Below are 23060 nucleotides of genomic sequence, written 5' to 3'. Positions count from 1 at the left end.
GGCGGCACAGGGGTCGCCTCTCGACGTACACGGGCGAGACCCGGCGCGGATGCCCCGCGGGAGCCCTCTCTCCTAACGTCGGTGGCATGACCGAACAGAAGCGCTCCACCCTCGGCCTGCCCCTCGTCGCCGTGATCGGGCTGGCCCTGCTCGCGGCGCCGCGCGTGGTGCTGCACGACCTCGGCCTCATCCAGGAGGGGACGTTCGTCAACGCGTTGTTCGTGTTCGTCCCGCTGGTCGTGTGGATCGCCGCGGCCGTCCTGGCCCGGGTGCCGAACCCGTTCCTGACCCTGCTCGTCGTGGGCGCGTTCTACGGGGTGTTCCTCGCGCTCGGACACCAGCTGCTGTGGAACGTCGCCTGGGAGGGCGACCCGCCGGCCCTCGGCGGCAACCTCGCCGACCTGCCGCCCCTGGCGCACGCGGTCGTCATCCGCGGCTTCGCCGTGGTCGGGAGCCTGGTGACCGGGGTGGTCGTCGGAGCGGTCACGGGGCTGGTCGCCCGGGGCCTGGCCGCGCTCGTCCGGCTCCGCTCCGCCAGGACCTGAACCGACCGGTCCTGAACCACGCGGTTCTGAACCACAGCGCCGGGCGGGGCCGCGCGGCCCGCGACAGCGGCGCGCCCGCCCGGAAGGCTCCGGACGGGCGCGTCACCGATGCGTGCGCGGAACGGCGGCGGAACGCCTCACTGCGGGGCGTTCTCCGGAACGCGCCGGGCGGGCAGGGCCTCGGCCACCGGTTCCGCCTCGGGGGGCTCCCACCCCGTGAAGTGCCAGACCCACCGCGCGGTCCCGTCCAGCGGCCGGTACCGGGCCACCGGCGGATCGGGGCGCACGTCACCCGGAACCACCAGGTCCGCGCCCAGGTCCTCCCACGGCACGCCGAGAATCTCGTCGCGGGTGAAGACGTCCTCCATCACCAGGCCGGACCAGGCACGCGGCCCACCGACCAGGCACACCTGGATGGGATCGTCACCATCCTCGTACCCCCTGCCCTGACCTTCGTCCTGCTTGCTCTCCATGGGTACATCCTCCGACGCGCGGGCGCGTCACGGGGGACGCGGGAGCCCGGCGTGTCGCGCCTCCGCGGGGCCGGGGCGGCCTCCCCGCGGCGTGTCAGCCCCGGGCGCCGGCGCCACCAGAACCGGGCACGGTCTGCAGCAGGAGCGGCGACACCGCGAACCCGCCGCGCTCATAGGCGGCCACGGCGCGCTCGGTGGAGTGGACGGTCACCCGCTCCAGGCCGAGAGCGCGGGCCAGCCCCAGCACCGCCTCGACCAACAGGGCTCCCAGACCCCGGTCGCGGTGTTCCGGCCGCACGTACACGCACTGCACGTCCCCCGACGCCCTGACCACCGCGCGTGGGTGCGGCACCCGCTGTGTGACCGCCAGCCACGCCATGCCGACCACGTCCCCGTCCAGAACCGCGACGAAGCAGTGGTGGGAGGCCCCGTTCCCCTTCGCCCAGTCGACGAACCGGGACGCGAACTCCTCCAGGGGAACCTCTGGCGTTCCGTGATTCTCCTCCGACCAGCGCCACCGCAGCCCGGAGACGGCGTTCAGGTCCTCTGCTCCGGCCGGGCGGACGACGGGATCGCTCATGCCCCGATGCTGCCACAGCGGCCCGAGGCCTCCCGGAAGGCACCCCCGGACAGGAACCGGTCCCGCGCCGAAACCGCCCCTCAGGACAGCTGGTCGGAGACGTCCTCGGGGGCGCGGCGCCCTTCCCCCAGGGCCACGTACAGGTCCTCCATGTCGGGATGGCCCATGCGCCGGGCGACCCCGATCAGTTTTCCGGCGGCCTCCGCCTCGACCAGCCGGTCCTGCCCCAGCAGTTCGGCGAGCCGCCACCTCCCGTCCTCGGAGGCGCGCTCGCGGGCGCGGACGCGGTGCCAGGCTGTGATGCCCACCCGCGCCTCACCCGTCCGGACCGAGTCCAGCCACCCCCGGTCCGGGGCGGGCTCGTCGGTGGTGACGATCCGCACCGTGTCGCCCTCGCGGATCCTCGCGGCGGGTCCTGCCAGGCGGCCGTCGATCGTGGCCGCGGAGAAGTGGTTGCCGGTCTCCTCCCCCAGGGCGTAGGCCACGTCCACGGGGGTCGCCCCCTCCGGGAGGGTGAGGACCCTGCCCTCGCCGGTCAGCACCGTGATCGTGTCGGCCAGGTCGGTGCGCGCCCCCGTGAGGAGGTCCTCGGCGCTGGCCTGCTCCTGCCAGCCGAGCAGCCGCGTCAGCCACTCGGGGTCGGCCCTGGTCCGTCCCTCCTGGAGGAGGCGGCCGTCCTTCGAGGTCTCCTGGCGGATCTGCGCGATGATCCCGTACTCCGACACCTCACGGGCGTGGGGGTCGCAGATGATGATCTGGACCTGACGGCCCGACTCGGTGACGACGGTGGTGTGCAGGGCCTTGTACAGGTTGTACTTGGGGGTCGCGATGAAGTCGCGGAACCTCCTCGGCACCGGGCGCCATCTGCCGTGGACCGCCCCCAGGGCCAGGTAGGCGTTCTGCTCCCCGCCGCGCACCACGACCACGTACCGGACCGTGGCCACCGGGCCGACCTCCGAGCCCGCCCGCAGGCCGGAGGTGAACACGGAGTACAGGTGCCGCTCGCGCACCACGACCTCCGCCTTGACCCGGAACGCGTGCAGCACGTCGCGCAGGCTCACCCGCAGGGAGTCGATCTCGTGCTCGTGGGAGCGGCGCACCTGTTCGGTGCGCTCCCGCACGCGCTCGAAGTCCTCCGTCTCCAGGTACTCGAAACACAGGTCCTCCAGCTCCCGTTTGAGCTGGTACACCCCCAGCCGCTCCGCCAGGGGGATCAGCAGCTCCCGGGTGCCCCGGGCGATCTTGGCGCGCTTGTGGGGCGGCTGGAACTGGAGGGTGCGCAGGTTGTGGACCCGATCCGCGAGCTTGATGAGGAGCACCCGCAGGTCGTCCTTGGCCGCGACGACCATCTTGCGGAACGTCTCCCCCGCCGCCGCGCTGCCGTACATGGACCGGTCGACCTTGGTGACCCCGTCCACCATGATCCCGACCTCCGCGCCGAACTCGGCGGCCAGGTGGGCGAGGCTGAAGGGGGTGTCCTCCACGGTGTCGTGCAGGAGCGCTGCGACCAGGGTGGCGGTGTCCAATCCCATCTCGGCCAGGATCGTGGCGACCGCGAGCGGGTGGATGATGAACGGTTCGCCGCTCTTGCGCTTCTGCTCGCGGTGCAGGTGGTCGGCGACGGCGTAGGCGCGGCTCAACAGCGCGACGTCCGCCTTGGGGTACCAGCGCAGGTGCTCCTTGACCAGCGGCTGCACCCTGGGCAGCGGGCGCCGGGCGGACATGGCCTCGTTCAGGCCCCGCCACCACTCGGACGACGCGGTCAGATCGGTCGACGCGACCATGGACAGGACCCCTCACGCTCGGACATCCGACGGGATCACCCGATTCTACGAGCAGGCCGGCGACTCCACGAGGGGAAGGGGCGAGCTCATCGCTGGGAGGCGGGACTCCCGCGCGCGGCCACCGACGAAAGTCGGTGCGCCCACCGACCAAAGCGGCCCCTGTGGTCGTGCCTCTACCCCTTTGGTCGCCGCGGCGGTAGGGCCCGCAGGTGGATGTGGGGAAGGCGACCCCGCGCCTAGTAGTACTTCGTTAAGTATCTGTTTTCTCGGCTCGGTTCCGCCATCATGGACGCGTGGATCTGGCCGCTGTAGAAGAGCTGCGCGAGGACCTCGACGCGTTCTGCGCCGAGGTCTTCGCGTCCATCCCCCGCAAGGACTCCCGGGCCTGGGGCAGCTGCTACCTGCGCGGTCTGATGCTGGACGGGCGGCGCAAGTCCATCCAGCCCATGGCCGAGCGCCTCCCGGACGGCAACATGCAGGCCCTGCAGCAGTTCGTGGGCCAGTCCCCGTGGGAGCACACCCCCGTCCAACGACGCCTGGCCACCAAGGTGAGTGAGGCGATCACCCCGGATGCGTGGGTGATCGACGACTCGGGCCTGCCCAAAGCGGGCACCGAGTCGGTGGGGGCGGCCCACCAGTGGTGCGGGGCCCTGGGCAAGCAGGCGGTGTGCCAGAGCGCGGTGAGCCTGCACGCGGTCACCGATGCCGCCTCGGTGCCGCTGAACTGGCGGCTCTACCTGCCCCAGGACTGGGCCGATGCCGCCGATGAGCGCCGGGTCAAGACCGGGGTGCCCGACCGGGTCGGCCACCGGGAGAAATGGCGGCTGGCCCTGGACATGGTCGATGAGGCCCGCTCCTGGGGGCTGGCCGACCGGGTGGTGGTGGCCGATGCCGGCTACGGGCAGATCCACGGCTTGCGCCACGGGTTGGCCGAGCGGGGCCTGGACTACGTGGTCGCGGTGCGCGGTGATCTGAACGCCCATCCCGGTGGGGCGGTGCCCCGGGCGCCCGATCGGTCCGGGCCGGGGCCGCGTCTGCCGCGCTACCGGACCCCGGCCCGCTCGTTGAAGGACCTGGCCCTGGAACAGGGGCGCGCCGCGTTGCGTCGGTGTACGTGGCGGCAGGGGTCCCGTGGGGCGATGCGGGGCCGTTTCCTGGTCATGGACGTGCGCTTGGCGGGTAAGTCCGCCCGCCAAGCGGCTCTGGACCGTGCGGGCGGGCGCTCGACGTGGGACGGGGTGCTGCCGGTCGAGACGCTGATCGCCGAGTGGCCGCCCCATGGGGAGGCGCCCACGGACTACTGGCTGTCCAGCCTGTCTGCCGGGACCGTGTTGCGGCAGCTGGTGCGGTTGGCGAAGATCCGGTGGCGGATCGAGCACGACTACCGCGAGCTCAAGCACGGCCTGGGGTTGGACCACTACGAGGGGCGGACCTGGCGGGGCTGGCATCACCATGTCACGCTGGTCAGCGCGGCGCAGGCGTTCCTGACCCTGCGAAGACTCGACCCAAAAGGGTCGACGTCGGTCTGAGTCTGTACCAGGTGTTGGAGGAGCTCCAACGGGTGCTGCTGTGCTGGACCGGCGTGTGTCACACCTGCCGTAGGCCCCTTGCGCAGCAGCACCCACCCGACACGAGTTAACGAAGTACTACTAGTGCCGTGGCCGCAAACGTTCGCCCGGGTGCTCTCACGCCGCGATGGTTAGCGGTCGGCCTCCCCAGCGCAGACCTTTCTCGCTGCGCACCCGGGCGCGTTCGCGGCGTTGGGCCGCGAGCACGTGCGGGTCGCGGGCATTGGCGTTGCGCCACCTCAAGTAGGCGTGCAGCACCCGCGTTTGGACCGTGTGGTTGGGGTGGTGGGAGTTGGCGATGGTGAACTGGCGCAAAGGCCCGAAGTGCGCCTCGATCGGGTTGGCCCAGGAGGCGTAGGTGGGGGTGAAGCACAGCTCGACCTTGTTGCGCCGGGCCCAGGCGCGGATCTTGGGGCCCTTGTGCGCGGACAGGTTGTCCATGATCACGTAGACCGGGGCGCCGTCCGGGCGGGCGGCCCGGATCGACTTGAGCGCCTTCAGCGTGTTCGCTCCGCCTTTGCGCCGGTGGTTGATGCCCCACAAAGTGTCGGAGCCCACTGAGTAGCAGCCGTGGAAGTAGGTGATCCCGTGGGTGCGCCGGTAGGTGGCCGGGATCCGGTCCGGGCGGCGGGACCGGGCCCAGCCCGTCCCGGCGGTGGGCCGGATGCCCAGGGGTCCGAACTCGTCGAAGGCGAAGACCCGGTCGGCGAAGTGCTCCATGACGTGCTCGATCCGGTCCAGTTTGGCATCGGCCTCGGGGTCGGGTGAGTCCTTCCAGGTCGTGGTGCGCTGGAAGGTGATGTGGTGGCGGTGCAGCAGGGTCCGCAGGGTCTCGCGGCCGATGCGCAGGCCCGGTCCGCCCCGGTGGGCCAGGTGGGCGGCGAGTTTGCGCAGCGACCAGCGGGTGAAGGGCCGGCCGAGCTTGGCCGGTCGGGTCGTGGCCGTCTGGATGACGAGGGCTTCCTCGTCGGGGGTGAGCAGGCGGGGACGGCCTCCCGCCCACTTAGGGTCCAGGCAGTCCAGCCCGTGGGTGTTGAAGGCGTGGATGACCTCGCGCACGGTCTTGTCGTCAGCGGCGACCAGGCGGGCGATGACCGGGACGGTGTTGCCGCTGGAGGAGGCCAGGATGATCATCGCCCGCCGGTAGCGGACCGTGTTGGTACTGCCCCGGCGGACGATGCGTTGGAGTTTTTGGCCCTCGGGGGCGGTGAGTCTGCGGGCTTTGAGGGGTGCGGACACCGCGGCTCCCAGGGTCGACTGCTGGTGTTGCGGTCAACCCTGGCACCGATCACCCACCCGGGCGAACGTTTCCGGCCACAGCACTAGCGTGGAGAACGTTCCCCGGGGCCGACCGGCCCCGGAGGGACGGACCGACTCGAACCTCTACCCCCGAAAGGGCACCGCATGACGCTGCTGGCACTGGCCGACGCGACCACCATGGAAGCCGGGATCACGGCCTTCATCCTCATCATGGCCCTGCTGGTGGGCCTGGCCGTGGTCGTCTTCATCATCGCCGCGGTGTTCAGCATCCTCGGCTCCCGGGTGGACGGGGCCATGAAGGTCGTCTGGCTCGTCTTCGTGTGCATCGCCCCCTTCATCGGCGCCCTCCTGTGGTTCCTCATCGGCCGTAACCAGGACCGCAGGTACAGGTAGCGCGCAGTCCCGGTCTGCTGAGCGGGACCGTCGTGTCCCGGCTTCGGCCAATGTCCTCTCCTCTCAGGGCCATGCCCCATCACGGCGCGGCCGGGTCGTCACGAGCAGATGGAACAGTACACAAAGACGGTGGTCGGAGACGGAGCTCAGAGTGGCGGTCCTGCACCACCATCCACACCGCTACCGCAACCGGCTTCAATGCCACCCACAAAAACATTCGCGATAATGAAGCTCGCGAGAAAACCCATGAAACCGCAAACGTTACACCCACCACTACGGATCACCCAGGAAATCTTGAGGTCGGTTCAAGTTTTTTCGGCACGCTTTAATGCACGACCATCAAGAAACCACAAAAAAACAGAAATAGACAGAAGGACACCAGCCAAAACAATTGGCGGGAACGTTTGCCATGCACCCACCCCAGCGGCCACCAAAATCGCCCACAAGGAAACGGACAGCAGACAGACAAACCAAATCAATGCCGCAGAAACACGCACCACAACAGCGAAAGGCGAGACTCCGAAATCCACCTCACGAGGAAATATAGACAAAAATATAAGAAGAACACCTATCAAGCCGAGCAATGCCAGTGTAGATATTTTCCAGAAATCCGAGATCCACACCGAAGCCAGAACGACACCGAACAGCACCGACAGCAGGGCCGCTCCGGCCAAAGACAGTGATCTCACCAAGTACACTTGCCGCGCCTTACTCTACCGGTGAATGCAAAACAGAAATTTTAAGGGGAATTTCACTAGCAAATAACTACAGCGCCCTACAATGCGGGGCAACTTCGGGAAAAATACTCCAGCAACCCCATTCACCCAGCTCAAGACTACCTGTAATTCATAGTCATGCAATACCCTGCCCCAACAGTAAAACCGGCGAGCGCTCCGGCTCCAGTGCCGATCGCAGCCCCAAGGCCGATACCGGCAGGTACCGTCAACACGACGCCCGGCCCAGTGGCGATTCCCATCGTACCCGCCACAGCACCGGCCCCTATGCCCAATGCACCTCCCACGCCACCACCAATACCTACCAATGATCCTGTGACTCCCACACATTCGACAAAGTCAAAACCCCCTGTCGATGTACTCTCCTCTGGTCGTCTCGAGACCTCTCGATCTCCTTCACCGCGCAAAGCAGGCTCAGGAAAATTCTCAGAGTTGTGACGCTCCTCTTGCTTTCTCCTATTGACCTCCGCAATTTTGCGTTGCTCGGCTTGGCGCCGCGCAGCTTCTCTCCTCTTCTCCGCAGCGGCTCGCGCTGCCCTCTCCCGTGCGGCCCTCACCGCAGCGGCCTTACGTGCCGCCGCTGCCCGCATAGCTGCTGCCTTGCGCGCAGCTGCCGCCGCCTTCGCCGCGCGAATCTGCGCGGCGCGGATCTTCGCCGCGCGAATCTGGGCGGCACGGATCTGCGCAGCACGGATGGCTGCCTGGCGGATCTGGTAGGCCCGGATGGCGGCCATACGCACCTGGTAGGCACGGATAGCGGCCTGGCGAGCACGCTGAGCAGCCCACTGGCGAGCCTTCGCAAAGCTCTTGCGCAGGAACAGCCCGTCAGGGTCGGTAAAGGATACCGGGTTGTTGTTGGAGTAGGAATACCCGTGCATCTGCTGGGAGTCGGCCGTGTCCACGACCGGGTCCGGTGAGATGAACGACCCCAGCCCCGAGTCGTAGGAGCGGGCGCCCAGACGTGTCAGTCCTGCCTGGTCGTCAACGACCCCGCCGACGAACCCGCGTGAGTTGGGCCAGGCGCCGTTGGCGTTGCCGCGTTCTCCGCCGAAGGCGGTGAACCTGCGCCGCACCCCTTCCCCGGTGAGGGAGTCCACCGCGAGCTGCCCGGTCTGGTGGTGGTCGGAGAAGATCCAGTGGACGCTTCCGTTGTTGGAGCGGCTCGCGATGACCTCGTCGGCGTGTTCGTAGAACCTGGTCGACTGGAAGGCGAGCTCTTCCTTGTCGAAGGTGAGTTCCGTACCCGGGAGGAAGAGAGTCACCTTCTGCCCGTCGTCCCGGATCAGCCGCTCACCCTCGGTGTCGTAGACGAATTCGGAGGTGTTCTGCCCTTCCTGGACAGCGGCGAGCTGGCCCTCCGCGTCCCATTCCAGGGTCTGGGAACGGGTGGAAGTCTGCCGGGAGACCATGTTCCCGGCTTCGTCGTAGGCGTAGGTGGCGGTGCCGCCGGCTCCGGTGGAGTCGACCTGGGTCACGGCGTGCGGGCGGTCCTGCCCTGCCTCCGGCCGCTGGTAGGTGCGCTCGACATCGCTGCCCTCGACGAGCCCGTGCCGGGTGTCGGTGAGGCGGTTGCCGAGGTCGTCGTAGGTGTAGCTGTTCCAGTACGGAGCGGCCCCTCCCAGCGCGTCCGTGGACGGCGGGGTGCCACAGGCCTGGTCGCCGCTGGCAGCGACCGTCCACTCGTCGGTGAGGCGTCGCATCTCGTCGTAGCCGAAGCACTGGACGTCCGGCAGAAGTCCTTCAGCAGTGGGTTCGTCCCTGACGCTGAGCACATTGCCGGCCGCGTCGTAGGAGTAGTGCTGCTGGACGAGAGTGCCGTTCCCGATCTCGGCGTGCACGCGAGCAGTGGCCAGCCGCTGGGTCCCGGAGTCATAGGTCCGCGTGGACCAGATGTACTTGGCCTGGTGTGATCCGTCGTTGCGGTAGTGCTCGCGTTGCAGGATCTGCCCGTGGTTGGAGTAGGAGGTGGCGTGGACGTAGTCCACCGTCTCCGCGGCGCTCATACCTCTGACCCTGGTCGCCAGGCCCTGGTCGTTGTAGGTGTAGCTGACGGTCTCCTCGGGCAGTCCGCCGGCGGCGGCGTAGTAGTTCGACCTGACCGTGCCGTCGGAGTTGTAGGTGCTCCGGAACTGGTAGGGGCCGCTCAGGTTGCCGTACGCCGGGTCCTCAGGGATGTGGATACGGGTGGAGGTCGCCCGCCCCAGAGGGTCGTAAGCGGCGATCGAGGTGGTGAACTCCAGACCGTCCTGGTAGCGGGTGGCTCTGCTCAGCTGTCCCTTGGCGACGGTGTCGAAGGTCCAGGAGGCCAGGAGCGGGCCGTCCGCCCCTCCTTCGTGCTGGGCGACCTTGCGGCCCAGTTCGTCGTAGACGTAGACGATGGACTCGTCGCGGGCGTCGGTTCGCGCGACCACCTGGTCCGCGGAGTCGTAGACGAACTCGGTGGTGCCGCGGTCGGGTTCGTCGGTACGGGTCTTGCGACCGCGCAGGTCGTAGTGGTTGCGCCAGACGTTGCCTGCCTCGTCGGTCACCGTCTCCACCTCACCGGCGGGGGTGTAGGTGTAGTGGAGTGAGGTGTAATCGGCCTCGGGCGTGTCGCCTTCGTGCTGGCGCACCTCGACGGTCTGGCCGCGGGAGTTCTTGATCGTGGTCGTGGGAATCGCCCCAGGAGCTGGTGTGATCAGCTGGCGGTCCCCCAGGTCCTGGGACGACGTGTGCCAGAGTTCGTGGCCCATGGACATGGTGCGGACCTCGACCGGGCGCTCGGCTCCGTCATAGGACGTCCGGGTGTACCGGGGGATGAGATCGTCGTTGCCGGTGGGAAGGAAGATGTCCTCACCGGGAGCGTCGTTGTTGAAGTAGGCGTGCCGCTTCTTGGTCTCCAGCCCCCGGCTGTCGTAGAAGGTGTCGGTGATCAGGCGCCCTCCGCCTACGCCCGGTTCCTGCTGCTGGCGCTCGCGCAGCAGTCCGTCGTAGATCTGGTAGGTCGAGGTGTAGCTCCCGTTCTCGCGCCGGGTCCGGCTCACCACGACCGTGGGGGCGTCGTTGCGCATGTGGTATTCGAACCGCATGGCGGGATCGACCCCGTTGGCCTTCCTGTGGTCAGGGGTCCACACCTGGGTCAGGCGCCCCAGGGGGTCATAGGTCATGTCCGTGCGGTGGTTGTTGGCGTCGACCTCGGCCACCGGCATGCCGCGAGCGGGCTCGAGGTGTTCGGTCTCGGTGTGTCCCAGAGGGTTGGTCGTGGCGACGGTGGTCGCCACTCCCCCCGTGACCGTGGACGTGTAGCTGGTCTCGGTGACGTTCCCCCGCGGGTCGGTCTCGGAGACTGTACGTCCGTAGGAGTCGTACTCCCTCTCCTCGACGACCTGGTAGGTGGGAGTGCTGCCCTCGTACTCCATGACACGCTGAGAACTCGTGGTCAGGCCGACGGTCGGCGCCTCGCCGAAACCGCCTCCGTCGAAGAGGGAGCGCTCGTCGCTGATGACGTCCTCGGGATAGGACGGAGCCGTGTCACAGTCGACCGCGACCTTCTCGGTCCGGGCCACGGAGTCCAGGATCCTGAGGCCGGGGTTGTCGGCGTAGGTGTAGCGGGTGCACTCCTCGTCACCGGAGGCATCGAGGTCGCCGTCGGTGTCGACCTGGCTGATACGGCCCAGCGAGTCGTACTCGGCACTCTCACGGGTGCGCATCCATCCGTCACCGGTGGCGGTGTACTGGGTGCTCGTGGCCATGCCGGTCATGCGTGCCTGGAGCGTCCCCCAGGAGTAGGTGCGCTCTCCGGTGACCTGGCTCCAGGGCTGGGAGATGGTCTTCTCCACGACGTCGCCGTCGGGGCCGTTGAGCGTGGTCTCCTCCAGCGTGAACCCGTTGTACTCGTTGAGGTCGCGGTGCCTGCCGCCTTCGGAGTCGCTGACGTCGACGGTCCGTGTCCCGTTGGGCAGGTGGTCTCCGTGCATGCCCCGGAAGAAGCGGTGCTCGGTGGCGGAGCGGGTGGCGTCGTCGGTGCCGGTCACGACACGGACCTGTTCGTATCCGCGCCAGTTGGACCAGGTGCGGTGTTTGTCCCGGGCGAACCCATCCGCGTCCTGGTAGCGCCAGCCGGCCTCGCCCAGGTACTCGTAGGTGGTCCGGTTCTCCGGCTGGTCGGTGACCAGGTCGAATTCGCTGACCTGGGTGACCACGTACTTGTGGAACCAGTCGGTGTACTCGCTCTTGCCGTCCGCGGTGGTGTTCACGACGGGGAAGCAGCGGGTGCCATTGGCGTGCGGGTCCGGGAAGGCCTCGGGGTCGCACTCGCCGCCACCGTAGCTGACGTCGAGCTGGCCGCCGCTCTCGGTGAGGATCTTGGAGATCCGCCACTTGAGCATGGGGGCAAAGCCGTCGTCCTGGGTGTCGACCCTGTTCTCGTACTGGGTCCCTCCGAACTCCAGTGCGGGAAGGGCAGCACTGCCTCCGACGTGACCGGTGTGGGTGATCGACTCCAGCCACAGGTCCGGAGGCGTGCCGTCGCCGGTCCGGGGGTAGGCGTGCTCGAGCTTCCAGGAGTCGACGTTGGTGTACTCGGTCCCGTTGTGGACCTGGGTGGTGATGGTGTCCAGCTTCTTGCGGGTCCAGAACGTGGGGGACAGCTTGTTGGTGCAGTTCTGTCCTTCCGCACAGTGCTGGTCGAAGGGCGCATCTGGCCAGTGGGCGGCATTGGCGCTGGTGTACTTGTCCTCGGCACAGTCGAAGCTGCTGGTGGGGATGCACCTCTCACCGACGCCGAAGTTCACGCGGGCCGGGGCGGTGGCGTAGACGTCGTCCGAGCGCAGCCCGTAGTCGATGCGGCGCAGGTACCCCCCGCGGTCGTAGACCGTGGGCGTGTTGGCCTGGGCGTTGCGGCCGTAGCGGTTGCGCTCCTTGGTGTAGTGGTAGGTCATGGCGTTGCCGTGCGCGTCCACCACGTAGTCGAGGTTCCATCGCCAGCCCTGTTGGCACCAGGAGTTCGCGAAGCTGGACGCGTTGCAGGGCTGTCCGGAGTTGCGCCCGAACACGGGGACGGTCCAGGCCGAGTTCGTCTCCGGCTTGCCGCTGGTGTATCCGGGGAGCCGGTTCAGACCGAAGTAGTACTGGGTGCCGTCTGTCGTGGTGATCTTCCAGTGCTCACCGTCGTTGTCACCGTTGGTGGCACCGGTGAGCCGTTCGATCTTCGAGGCGTCGTCGTGACGCATACGCCACGTTCCGTCCTCGTCCAGGAACATCTCTCCCGAGCGGCCGTTCAGGGAGAACGTGGCGTTGTGGCGCGACCAGCACAGGTCTCCGGTCTTCGCGTTGTCCGGTTGGCTGTCGGCGCAGGGCACGTACTTGCGCTCGATGAACCCGGAGGCGTAGTTGAAGCCCTCACCGATCCAGGAGGCCTGGTTGTTGGAGGAGGAGACCCGCCCGTCCACAGAGCTGGAGGAGTAGCCCAGTTCGATCCCCGGGGTGAGGTCGCCCGCGACCGGCGGTGTGTCGACGGGGTAGTTCCAGGAGAAGTCACCGGTCTGGAGTCCGACGTCCCAGCTGGACGCGGCCGACAGGTCGGTGGCGGTGTAGTCGCCCCGCGAACCGTTGGCGTCGGCGGCCACGGCCAGGAGCGCGCCCTCACTTCCCAGTGCCGGCACGGTTCCCGTGAGGGTCTGCGCTTCGGCGTCGTTGTCGGTCGTGAACGTGTGTGGAGCGCGTTCCTGACACTCGACGGACTCGTCGATGAGGCAGGGGTCGACCTCGGTCAGGTCCAAGCGCCCACCGTAATCACCCCCGTAGGCGTGGGCGAAGCCGGAGTAGTCGATCGTCAGGTCGACCGGCCCTGCCTCGTGCGCCTCATCGGTTCGGACCACCCGCAGGAGCAGGCCGTCGATCCCCGCTTCCTCGGCCACGGCGCGGTCGAGGACCTCGACCCGCACCGACGCCACGGGGGAGGCGAGGGGTGCTTCGTCAGCGGGTTCGTCGCCTTCGTCGTCCGCGTCGGCTTCCGTGTCCTCGTCCTCCGCGGGAACCTCGGGCAGCTCTTCCTCCGGCGCCACCTCGGGGTCGGATCCCTCGGGGCTGGGCTCGACCGCCTCGTCCTGCTCCCCCGTCTCCGGCTCGTACGGGGCGGGCGCCCTGCCGTCGTCGGCCGGAGCGGCCTCGGCAGCGGGGAAGTCCGGCGCGAACTCCTTCTCCCAGTCCTCCAAATCCTCTTCGGAGACCTGGGCCACTGTGATCAGTCCGTCGACGACCTGGAGGTCCTCCCCCGGGGCCGCGAGATCGGTGTCCCCAGCTCCTTCTCCGGGCCAGGCATGGTCCAAGGGCTCGTCGAGAGCCGCCTCGGCGATGGCGTCCTCTTCTCCGGCCGCCGCCAGAGCTCCTTCGACATCCGTGCCGGCGACGGATTCCTCGTCGACCACATCGGGACGGGTGTTGAAGGTGAGCGAGGACGCCGGTGCGGCTTGTAGCAGGCCGCCTACCAGGACCAGCACAGAGGCATAGGTCACCGGTCCCTTGATGAATCGCACGAAACGGCTGTTGGCCATGGTGCGTGTACGGGGGACCACGACCGGTTCCTGGTCGGGGAGGGTCCCTTCGGACGGGTTCGTCGTGTGCGGGGGATTATCAGGCACGGCATGCCTTTCTGACAGCGGCCGGAAGCTCACAGGGCAGAGGAGTTCTTGGGGGTTACCGGTCAGAGGGTGGGCGCTGGGGAGATCCCGTGCAGGACCGCCCTGATCTCGTCTTCGTCGAGTACACCCTGGTAGAGGTGGACATCGCTGATGTCTCCCGCCCAGGCGTCGGCGAACTGCTGCTCGAAGCGCCCGCCGCCGATGACCACGGGGCCGGCGGCGTTCCAGGCTGCGGGGACCTCGACCGTGCCGTTCCTGGTTCCGTCGACGTAGAGGGTGACTTCGCGCGAGGTGTGGTCGTAGGTCGCGGCCAGATGGGTCCATCGCCCGAACTCGGGCGCGTGCGTGGACAGGGCGCGGTGCCACCCGGTGGCTCCGGTCCGGTCCTCGGGGGGCAGCTTCATGACCCAGTTGTTCCAGTCGTAGGTGTACTGGTAGGCGAGCGTGAAGCCGCTGTGGTCGTTGCCGTTCTGCGCCACGGCGGCCGCGTTGCGTCCGATCTCGTCCAATCGGACCCAGGTCGCGACGCTGTAGCTGCGGTCGGTGCGGATCGCCGCGGCACGGGTCGCGATGTGTTCCTGCGTCTGCGGGTTCAGGCTCACACCGGGGGCGTAGGTGACGTCGTTGACGGCGTGGTTCCACGCGGTGAGGGGGTCACCGTGCAGGGTTCCGTCCAGGTCGTGATCGGAGGAGTCCGTGACCGCGGTGCCGTCGGTTTCGTCCAGTCTCCAGCGGCCTTCCAGGGCGATGGGGCGGTTGGCCAGGGTCCACGCCTCGGATCGGGCCTCCGGGTCCTCGACCACCACTTCATCGGTGACCACGCGGTTCCACACGCGCACATCGTCGATGGCTCCGGGCCAGAAGTCGTAGTAGGTGCCCCGGTACTTGGCTCCGCCGACGACGAACGGGCCCTCGGCGTTCCACGCCGACGACTGGATGTGCGTGCCCTGTTCGACCCCGTCGACGTACAGGGTGAGCGCGCCCGTCTCGGGGTCGTGGGTGCCGAGCAGGTGGGTCCAGACACCCAGTTCAGCGGGTTCGCTGGAGAGCACCCGTTCGGAGATCGAGGTGTCGTCCCCGTCGTAGGGGGCCTGCTTGAAGACCCACCGGCCCCCCTGGGTGTGCTGGTAGCCGAGGTAGAAGCCGCTCTGCCGGGTCCCGTCCTGGCCGACCGCCGTGTAGGCCCGGCTCGGCTGCTCGGCGTCGAGGCGCACCCACGCGGAGACCGAGAACGCTCCGCTGGTGTCGATCACCGGTTCGTCGGTACGGACGTGTCCCCCACCCAGTGTGTCCAGGCCGGTGTTCTCCAGGCGGAAGGCGCCGTCGATGATGCCGCCCACACGGCCCCGGGTCCAGCCGATGTCGCCGGAGGCGACGGCCTCACGTCCTGTCTCGGCCGAGTCGGCGGCCGTGTCCCCTTGCCCGTCGTTCAAGGTGAAGTGGGCCACAGGGCTGCTCGGCGGAGCGACGAGGAAGTAGTAGGCGAGTTCGCACAGGGACGAGTTCCCGTACGCGTCGACCGTGCTGGCGTAGATCATGTTCGCGCCGTTGCGGCGCGGCGTCAGGGAGACGGTCGCGCTCGCACCGGGCTCGGCGAGCTTGACCTCGGTCGCGCAGGAGGGGTCGTTGAGGCTGTAGTAGTACGAAGCCGCTTCCTCGACACCGTTGTTGGCGAACGTGAAATCGCCGGTTCGCCCGACACTGCCGTGCATGGCGTCGTCGGCCGGGTAGTCGGTGGAGGTCACCGTCGGTCCGGTGTCGGGTTTGTTGGTGTCGATCTCGATCCAGCACCAGGAGGACCAGGAGGGGCTCCACGCCGTCTGGTCGTGCGCCATGGCCCGGTATCCGAGCAACTGGTTCTCCGGCAGGCCGGACACCGTCACACTGCGTTCGGAGCCATTGGGCCAGTAGCCCACGTCGGCATACGACGACTCCGCCTCCCCCAGCGGATCTCCTTCACCGTCGGCCCACCAGGCGAAGCGCACCTTCAGCTTCTGTCCGCCCCAGTCCTTGCGCGCGTCGTAGTCGCGGATCGTGGCCCTGAGCGTGAGGGAGGTGTCGTTGACCAGACGCGGCTTGTCCTTGTCGGTGGAGCAGATGCCGCCGAGGGAGTCCGACATGCTCGCGGCGCTCACCTGGGACGGGGGATTGTTGTAGTTGACGACCAGGACCGGCGGCTTGTTCTTGACGTTGAACCTCCGCCAAGCGGTCACCGCGGACTCGTCGCGTTCCTTCAGCCGCAGGTAGATGTGGGAGGAGTCGTTGTCGACACCCCACTTGTAGGCGTTGGTGGCGTCGAACTCCACACCGCTGCTGGAGGGGCAGGTGGCCCAGCCGCCCCTGACGTTCTGGGTGTCCTGAAGAGTGCGGGAGGTGGGCTGGTTGTTCCAGGTGGTCTTGCTGTTGAACGCGTCGGTACGGTGCAGCTGGATGTAGGAGTTGCTGTTGCAGTTGTAGGCCCAGTCCACCTCGGTGCGCAGCGTCGCCGAGTTGATGGTCGTGTTGGCCTGGTTGGTGCGGGCCATGACGGTGAACTGGAAGAACGCGCGGCGGATGTAGGTGGCCGTGTCCACGAACCGGCCCACACCGACGCTGTCGATGTTGCGGTTGTAGTAGGTCTGGTTTCGATAGGCCTGATCGACGTAGGCCCAGTTGGGACGGCTGGCGCTGACCGAGGGATCGATGTAGACCGGGAACTCGGTGGTGTCGTCGACCAGCATCTCCTGGTCGGGGACCAGCCGGATGGAATCCACCCCGATCGCCGTCTCGACCAGAGCGGTGCGAGCTCCGGTGGTGGGGGCCATGAGGGGGTCCTCACCCGGAGCTTCGTCCTGGCCGGTGGAGTCCCACATGGCCGGCGCCTGGACGGTGAAGACGCTGTGCCCGCCCTCGTCGCCGACGGCCTCGATATTGCCGTGCTCGTCGGCGCTCACCGTGACGCCGTCGGCGGCCAGGGCGAGTTCCAGTTCGGCCAGGTCGGGGGAGGTTGCGGCCTCGGAGGTGTGCACGACCAGGACCTGGGTGAAGCCCTCGACCCCTGCTGTGAGCACCAGGTCGACGTCGGGGAGGACGTCGGCGTAGGTGGCCCGGTCCTCCTCCAGCGTGGGGGCGGGGAGGTCGCCGTTCCAGCCGAGAGCAACGCTGTTGGAGCCGATGCCGAGCCTGGCCATCGGAGCGTCGCCGCCGCCGGAGAAGGCGATGTCCATTCCGGCGGCTCTGGGGCGGACGAGCCCGTCGGCGGTGGCGACCAGGGTGGTGTCCACGTCGACCCATCCGTCCGCGGAGCGCACCCGCACCGGGACGGCATGGGTCTCGGCGGTCAGGGAACCGTCGGGGTTGGCGAAGTGCTGGGTCTTCTCGTCCGTCAACGACGGGATCTCCACCCGTTCCCCGGTCTCCTCAGCCAGTGCCAGGGCGTCGAACTCCTCGTTCTGGGAGTCCTCACCGACAGGAGCCAGGGGATCGTCTTCGTCCGCTGCGGCGGGTACGGCCGTGAGCAGCGACAGGGCCAGGACTGCGGCAATGGAGACCGCCGTCGCCCGGGTCAAGGGGGGATGCATGGGGGATGCCTGTCTTTTGTTGTCGAACGGGACACCGAACCGAGCGGAACTCAGTTACAGCCACCTCAAACGAGACAGAAGCTACTTGAGTTCTCATACGGGAACAAGCCCACCAGGAGCTTACTGAGCCACACCAGCCTTCTCGCCGCGTCTTCCACAAGGCTGAGCTGGCGACAAACCTTTGTGGCCGGATCCGGCCACCATCACCCAGGGTGACGCCGAACACCGACACAGCCCCTCAAGGTCCACACTTCGCTCTTCGAGCGAGAGAACCCTGGAAAGTCGGCTTCCCAGCCCAGGGGACTCGGTCACCGTCCCGACTCGCGGGGACAGCGTCAGGAGGGAGGACCGACCCCCTCCTTCAAGCACCCGGACCCCAAATCCATAACCCTCGGTAATCGAAATAGAGCGTTATGCGAGCATCCCCGGCGCGTCTTCACATCTGAGGCAACTTCTCGCCGTCCCGCGTCAACGGATCAGACCCCTCACTCGTCACCTCTGTGCACATATGAGACCCCTGTTCCTTCGAGGCTCCTCTGTCCTGGTACAGAACAACTCCCCCACCCCACGAGAAGGTCCCCCATGCCACTGGCCTCTCGCATCGAGCGAGCCGGCGAACGCCTCCTCCCCGCAGCGACCCGCGCACGCCGAGAGGAGGAACGCCGCCAGGCCGCTGAACAGGCCGCCGAGGAGAAGCGCCTGGCCAAGATCGCCCGGCGCCGCGCCGAACTCCTCGGCAGCGACCCCGCCCTGCGCTCCCTGACCGTGGACGGCGCCGAACTCCTGGGCCGGGTCGTGGACCGCTTCACCGCCTCCCAGGCCGCGGAGCACAACCTGCGCCTGGTCACCGACGCCCTGGAGGCCGCCGGGGTCGACCACTTCCTGGTCCGCGGCAGGTCGGCGCTGCGCCATGTCGTCGGCGTCCACCGCTCCGAGCGCAAGCGGTTCCTGGACTCCATGCGCGCCCTCTACGGGACCAGCGCCGTGTACGCGGTCAAGCCCGGGGCCAGGGGAAGCGTCGCCGCCTTCTCCGCCTACGTCGACGGCGCGCTCGCGGCGCCGATCAAGTCCGGGCTCATCATCCGCTTCGCCGAGCAGCTGCTCTCTCCGCAGGGCACGGTCCTGGGCGGGTTCGAGTACGGGTGCGACGTGGAGTTCTGGCGCGACGGCTCCGCCGTCCTGGAACGCGAGGACGCCGAGCAGGTCCTGTCCCGGCTGCGCACCGTGGTCCCCCGTGACGCCCTGGCGGACTGCCTGGTGGCCCCGCGCCGCAACCGGGTGGCCGACGTGCTCCCGGCCGACCAGCGCAAGCCCGCCACCCTCACCGTCTCCGGGCGCGAGCACCCGACCTTCGAGCCCTTCACCTGGAAGCTCGTGGACGAGGTCGACTTCCCCGTGGACGTGGTCTACACCTGGGTCGACGGCGCCGACCCCGCCCACGCCGCCAAGCGCGCCCTCCACCGGGGCGAGGGGCCGACGGACGCTCCCGGGACGGCCGACAACGCCTCCCGCTTCACCGACCGCGAGGAACTGCGGTACTCGCTGCGCTCCCTGGAGATGTACGCGCCGTTCGTGCGCAACGTCTTCGTGGTCACCGACGACCAGGTCCCCGCCTGGCTGGATCGCGACGCCCCCGGCATCACCGTGGTCGACCACACCGAGATCTTCGCCGACCGCGAGGCGCTTCCCACCTTCAACTCCCACGCCATCGAAACACGCCTGCACCGTATCCCGGGGCTGTCGGAGCGGTACCTGTACTTCAACGACGACGTGTTTCTGGGCCGCCCGGTGAGCGCCGAGCAGTTCTTCCACGCCAACGGCATCGCCCAGCTGCCCTTCTCCACCCACCAGTTCGGGGCCGGCCGGCCCATTCCCGGGGAGGTCGCGCCCAACTCGGCCGGCAAGAACGTACGGGCCCTGTTCGAGGACTCCTTCGGCCGCCACATCACGCACAAGCTCAAGCACGTCCCGCACCCGCAGATCCGCGAGGTCATGCTGGAGCTGGAGAAGCGCTACCGCGAGGACGTGGAGCGCACCGGGCGCTCACGCTTCCGGGAGCTGTCCGACGTGGGCTTCACCTCCACGATGCACCACCACTACGCGCTGCTCACCGGGCGTGGGGTGGCCGGTGAGTTCCGGATGCGCTACATCGACATCGGCTCGCCCGAGGCCCCGGACAGACTCGCCGCGCTGGACGCCGCGGAGGAGGTGGACTTCTTCTGCCTCAACGACTTCGACACCCCTCCCGAGGCCAAGGAGTCTGTCGAACGCATGGTCCAGGGGTACCTGGAGTCACGCTTCCCCCTCCCCTCCCGGTTCGAGAAGCCCACCGCATGACCTGACCGGCCCGGGCGTCTCGGGTACCCGTACGGCGATGGGGGCACGGCCCTCCGGAGTCGTGGTCCGCCGACGTTGCCGTCAAACGTGTAGGAAGCCCCATCGGAGTTCTCCGGTGGGGCTTCTGACTTCTGCACGACTTGTCCCAGATGAGGCAGCGGAATAATCTGGCCACCGTCAGCCTGATTCGCCTTGAGTGGTCTCGACCGCTTCGTTCAGGAGACGTACCACTTCGGTCTTCCACTCGTCTCCGCGGCCAGCATCGACCCACAGGCCATATGCCTCGGAATCCTCTTCCAGCACCCTTGAAAGAGCCGAAACTACCACAGGGGTGAAGGAGGAAGGGATATCGGGCAAGACATCCAACAGTCCCACTTCTTCGAGAACATCGCCTCTTCCCTTGATCTTCGCCAAAGCGACAGCCGCAGCAGCTACCGCCGACTCAGCCAGGTCGCGATCCAGATATCCTCCGGGTTCCACCTCAGTCGTGGCTGATAACGCCTCACGCAGCGCATCGATCACCTCGTCCTCAGCAAGTTCTCGCAACTCATCGAGCAGATCCATCGCCGAGTCGTTCTCGAAGGGGCCTGCACCGGAAGCGCTCATGTCGCCCACTCACCTCCATCCGTCCAGAAAGTCGCGCGTAGATTACACCGGGCTCCACGGGCGGCCCATCCTCCGGGCACCAACGGCCCAGGAACGTCCTCGCCGTGTTCGTAGGCCCCGGACTCCGGATCGGTGCCTGGCATGGCCGCCCGCGAAGCCCTTGGCGGCCTCAAGGTCATCCGAGAGAAGAAAGGAGATCTCCAGCTCTTCGGGCCGAAAGGGAAGCACCTGACGATCCAGTTCATCGATGACCTGCATGAGTGTTGGGGTGTTCACCGACCCCGAACGTCATCCGCACGAGAGCTCCCCGGATAAGGAAAACCGAACTCAAAAAATGATTCTGGTCGGAATTTTTCCCATACCTCTCTCATCAATGCGCCCCTCACCCACCCTCAGCCCGAACCAGAGGCTTCTCGCTTTCACATTTCCGTTCACCCCGAAACCCAGGTTGTTTTTCATGGAACCCCATTGACTTCACCCTGGCGGAAAACCCACCAGAAGCATAAACGACCATTTCCTGATCCTCCTCGGACAGGGGCACTGCAGCCCGTGGGCGCCGCGGTGCAGTTATGGCCCAGCGCCGGAATCCGACATCGGGTGGCGGGCAATAAACGATCCTGGCACGCACCGCCGGTCTCCACGAGTGCGGCGGCGCATCGGGGGGTACCTCGCGACAGTCGTGGAAGGCGGATCCGTCCGTTGTATCCCACGGCGACGACACAGAGCCGGTCGCTCCGGGCGATGCTCCGGCCCCTCCGGGCGGTGGTACCCGTGGGCCCGCACCGCTTCCTGCAGGTCATGGCCGACGGCCTCGCCGCGTACGCGGCGGCCCCTCGACCCCGCTGACAGGGGTGCGCGCACGACCGGGGGCCGGGCGCACACCTCCGGCGGCCCGGCCGGTCAGGCCAGGACCCTGCGGCTCTGCGGCATCCTGTGCGCGGCCGACCTGCGGATGTCGCGGCTCACGATCATCCGCTTCAGCCAGCGGTCGGTGCCGTCGTAGCGGCTGCGGAACGGCTTGCGGCCGTGGACGGCCAGGTAGTTGTCCACCACCATCAGCGTCCCGGGGCCGACCACGACGGAGTGCTGCACGCGCTCCAGCTCCTCCATGAGGTCGTCGAGCGCCCGCTCGGCGACGGGGTCGTCGCCGACGCAGCGCATGAACGGCCGGTCGATGCGCAGGTACGGCGCCGCGTCCGCGCCGAACAGCACGGGGACGGGCTGGGGCCGGTCCCGCATCCCGAGCACGCGCTCCAGCGCGGGGTGGTCGGGGTCGTGCGTGCGCAGCTGCCGCACGTGCTCGTCGTCGGGCACGATCAGGAAACGAGGCTCGGAGAGCACACGGGCGGTCCCGGCGTCCAGCTTCACGTCCCGCACCGAGGACAGGACCGTGGGGACGTCGTCCCGGTTGCGGATCCCGAACAGCAGCAGGTAGTCGGCACGGCCGGGGTGGAACCCGTCCTCGGTGTGGAACTCCAGGAGGGCCTCGCTGCCGTGGCCGCTCTGGCGCAGCTCGTCCCCCCGGACCGGGAAGATGTCCTGGACCATCCTGCCCTCCTGGAGCGTGGACCAGGTGAAGGGATCCCCCAGGGCCAGGGCGCACATGGCCAGGAAGAGCTCCTGCGGGTGGGTCGGACCCGCGTCCGCGTTCCTCCAGTGCCGGGGCGTCGGGCCGACGGTCCCGTCGTCCACGGGGAAGCCGTGGACGCAGCAGGCCGCGGCCTCCTCCGTGCGGCGGAACCGCTCCAGGAACAGGCGGAGCCCGCGGGGCAGGGAGTCGTGGAGCGCCCAGTTCCGCTCGTAGAACACCGGGTCCGTGGGCGGGGGCCCGCAGAGCTCTGCCGCCTCCCGGAGGGCCGCCCCGATCTCGTCGGCCTCGGCGGGCGTCAAACGGTAGTGGACGGCGATGTCGTCCGTCGGCGTGGTGCTCACCGTCTCCTCCAGGTGGTCTGCGCGCCCGGCGGCTCCGCCCGTCCGCGTGCCGCAGGACAAGCATCACCCGGAACAGCGGAAGACCGGGCGCGCAACGCCGCGGTCCGTGGGTCCGGCCCCGGGTCCGGGGGTCCGGCCCCGGCGCTGGTCGGCGCACACCCGTGCGGGGCGACCGCGCGGCGCGAAGGCGGTTCGGCCCCCGCCCGCCCGGGCAGGGGCCCGTACAGGGAGAACAGTCGCGACTCCGATGTGAGGCGAGGTGGACCATGCGCTACGACGAGTTTGTGGCCGAGGTACGCGAGCTCGGGGAGTACCAGGACAATCGCGAGGCGGCGCAGGTGACGGAGGAGGTGCTCGCCGTGCTCGCGACCCGCCTGCCGGACGAGTCCGTCGACAAGCTGGCCGCGCAGCTGCCGGACCCGCTGGGGGCGGAACTCCGGGAGGCCGGGCAGCCCGGAGCCCACGCCTTCGGAACCGAGGAGTTCTGCCGCCGGGTCGCGGAGCGGACCGGTTCGCGGGAGGACACCGCGAGGCATGACGCGGGGGCGGTCCTGACGGCGGTGGCCGAGAACGTCTCCGGCGGGGAGCTGAACCAGCTCCTGAGCCACCTGCCGTCCGGCTACGCCCCGCTGTTCGGCAGGGCCGGTCTGTCCTGAGGGCACGGGCCG

Annotated in this window: 14 protein-coding genes; 5 read left to right on the top strand and 9 right to left on the bottom strand. The window is 68.3% G+C overall.

Features of this window, described 5'->3' with window-relative positions; genetic code table 11:
• Positions 1 to 86: 86 nt before the first annotated feature.
• Positions 87 to 545, top strand: a complete 459-nt coding sequence (locus ACQPYD_RS12035; protein WP_433701056.1) for a hypothetical protein — start codon at positions 87 to 89, stop codon at positions 543 to 545.
• Between the two features lie 137 nt (positions 546 to 682).
• Here ACQPYD_RS12035 and ACQPYD_RS12030 read toward each other — a convergent pair whose 3' ends face one another.
• The 3 genes from ACQPYD_RS12030 to ACQPYD_RS12020 form a co-directional block, all read right to left on the bottom strand.
• Complete coding sequence (locus ACQPYD_RS12030; protein WP_267949518.1) at positions 683 to 1018, bottom strand: hypothetical protein; 336 nt, start codon at positions 1016 to 1018, stop codon at positions 683 to 685.
• 94 nt (positions 1019 to 1112) lie between these two features.
• The gene (locus ACQPYD_RS12025) at positions 1113 to 1598 is read right to left on the bottom strand and encodes an N-acetyltransferase family protein (RefSeq protein ID WP_433701055.1); all 486 of its coding nucleotides are present in this window, start codon (positions 1596 to 1598) and stop codon (positions 1113 to 1115) included.
• A gap of 80 nt (positions 1599 to 1678) precedes the next feature.
• Positions 1679 to 3382 (bottom strand): RelA/SpoT family protein, encoded by a 1704-nt coding sequence (locus ACQPYD_RS12020; RefSeq protein WP_330158048.1) that lies wholly within the window; start codon positions 3380 to 3382, stop codon positions 1679 to 1681.
• A gap of 293 nt (positions 3383 to 3675) precedes the next feature.
• On the opposite strand from ACQPYD_RS12020, the gene ACQPYD_RS12015 reads away from it, so the two are divergent.
• Positions 3676 to 4911 carry an IS701 family transposase gene (locus tag ACQPYD_RS12015; protein WP_433698589.1) on the top strand — a complete coding sequence of 412 codons (1236 nt, stop codon included), beginning with the start codon at positions 3676 to 3678 and terminating at the stop codon, positions 4909 to 4911.
• 156 nt (positions 4912 to 5067) lie between these two features.
• Here ACQPYD_RS12015 and ACQPYD_RS12010 read toward each other — a convergent pair whose 3' ends face one another.
• Positions 5068 to 6189, bottom strand: a complete 1122-nt coding sequence (locus ACQPYD_RS12010) for an IS630 family transposase (RefSeq protein ID WP_433701054.1) — start codon at positions 6187 to 6189, stop codon at positions 5068 to 5070.
• 165 nt (positions 6190 to 6354) lie between these two features.
• Between ACQPYD_RS12010 and ACQPYD_RS12005 the strand changes: the two genes are divergently transcribed.
• Positions 6355 to 6603 (top strand): PLD nuclease N-terminal domain-containing protein, encoded by a 249-nt coding sequence (locus tag ACQPYD_RS12005; protein WP_433701053.1) that lies wholly within the window; start codon positions 6355 to 6357, stop codon positions 6601 to 6603.
• 305 nt (positions 6604 to 6908) lie between these two features.
• Here ACQPYD_RS12005 and ACQPYD_RS12000 read toward each other — a convergent pair whose 3' ends face one another.
• From ACQPYD_RS12000 to ACQPYD_RS11990, 3 genes are all read right to left on the bottom strand, one after another.
• The gene (locus tag ACQPYD_RS12000) at positions 6909 to 7292 is read right to left on the bottom strand and encodes a hypothetical protein (protein ID WP_433701052.1); all 384 of its coding nucleotides are present in this window, start codon (positions 7290 to 7292) and stop codon (positions 6909 to 6911) included.
• 146 nt (positions 7293 to 7438) lie between these two features.
• Positions 7439 to 13891: an RHS repeat-associated core domain-containing protein gene (locus tag ACQPYD_RS11995; RefSeq protein ID WP_433701051.1), complete on the bottom strand. Its 6453-nt coding sequence runs from the start codon at positions 13889 to 13891 to the stop codon at positions 7439 to 7441.
• Positions 13892 to 14019: 128 nt separating this feature from the next.
• Entirely contained in the window at positions 14020 to 17517 is a 3498-nt protein-coding gene (locus ACQPYD_RS11990; RefSeq protein WP_433701050.1) for a LamG-like jellyroll fold domain-containing protein, read from the bottom strand.
• 582 nt (positions 17518 to 18099) lie between these two features.
• Here ACQPYD_RS11990 and ACQPYD_RS11985 point away from each other — a divergent pair.
• A complete protein-coding gene (locus tag ACQPYD_RS11985; protein WP_433701049.1) occupies positions 18100 to 19854 on the top strand; it encodes a stealth family protein in 1755 nt (584 codons plus the stop codon).
• A gap of 177 nt (positions 19855 to 20031) precedes the next feature.
• Here the strand turns inward: ACQPYD_RS11985 and ACQPYD_RS11980 are convergent, their stop codons facing one another.
• Together ACQPYD_RS11980 and gntD are read right to left on the bottom strand one after the other, a co-directional pair.
• Complete coding sequence (locus ACQPYD_RS11980) at positions 20032 to 20460, bottom strand: DUF4259 domain-containing protein (RefSeq protein ID WP_433702031.1); 429 nt, start codon at positions 20458 to 20460, stop codon at positions 20032 to 20034.
• Between the two features lie 900 nt (positions 20461 to 21360).
• On the bottom strand, positions 21361 to 22392 hold the full coding sequence (gntD, locus tag ACQPYD_RS11975) for a guanitoxin biosynthesis L-enduracididine beta-hydroxylase GntD (RefSeq protein ID WP_433701048.1): 1032 nt from the start codon (positions 22390 to 22392) through the stop codon (positions 21361 to 21363).
• Between the two features lie 266 nt (positions 22393 to 22658).
• Here gntD and ACQPYD_RS11970 point away from each other — a divergent pair, with 266 nt between their 5' ends.
• The gene (locus ACQPYD_RS11970; RefSeq protein ID WP_433701047.1) at positions 22659 to 23048 is read left to right on the top strand and encodes a DUF2267 domain-containing protein; all 390 of its coding nucleotides are present in this window, start codon (positions 22659 to 22661) and stop codon (positions 23046 to 23048) included.
• The last annotated feature ends 12 nt before the right edge of the window (positions 23049 to 23060 follow it).

It is taken from the genome of Nocardiopsis sp. CA-288880 (genome assembly GCF_050955985.1).
Lineage (GTDB): Bacteria > Actinomycetota > Actinomycetes > Streptosporangiales > Streptosporangiaceae > Nocardiopsis > Nocardiopsis tropica.
Note: the sequence above shows the minus strand (reverse complement) of the source record. Positions and strands in the feature narration are given on the sequence as shown.

What these genes read in the sequence shown, in the direction of transcription:
- ACQPYD_RS12035 (WP_433701056.1), top strand. Translation starts at nt 87, where the DNA reads ATGACCGAACAGAAGCGCTCCACCCTCGGCCTGCCCCTCGTCGCCGTG.
- ACQPYD_RS12030 (WP_267949518.1), bottom strand. Translation starts at nt 1,018, where the DNA reads ATGGAGAGCAAGCAGGACGAAGGTCAGGGCAGGGGGTACGAGGATGGT.
- ACQPYD_RS12025 (WP_433701055.1), bottom strand. Translation starts at nt 1,598, where the DNA reads ATGAGCGATCCCGTCGTCCGCCCGGCCGGAGCAGAGGACCTGAACGCC.
- ACQPYD_RS12020 (WP_330158048.1), bottom strand. Translation starts at nt 3,382, where the DNA reads ATGGTCGCGTCGACCGATCTGACCGCGTCGTCCGAGTGGTGGCGGGGC.
- ACQPYD_RS12005 (WP_433701053.1), top strand. Translation starts at nt 6,355, where the DNA reads ATGACGCTGCTGGCACTGGCCGACGCGACCACCATGGAAGCCGGGATC.
- ACQPYD_RS11990 (WP_433701050.1), bottom strand. Translation starts at nt 17,517, where the DNA reads ATGCATCCCCCCTTGACCCGGGCGACGGCGGTCTCCATTGCCGCAGTC.
- ACQPYD_RS11985 (WP_433701049.1), top strand. Translation starts at nt 18,100, where the DNA reads ATGCCACTGGCCTCTCGCATCGAGCGAGCCGGCGAACGCCTCCTCCCC.
- ACQPYD_RS11980 (WP_433702031.1), bottom strand. Translation starts at nt 20,460, where the DNA reads ATGAGCGCTTCCGGTGCAGGCCCCTTCGAGAACGACTCGGCGATGGAT.
- ACQPYD_RS11970 (WP_433701047.1), top strand. Translation starts at nt 22,659, where the DNA reads ATGCGCTACGACGAGTTTGTGGCCGAGGTACGCGAGCTCGGGGAGTAC.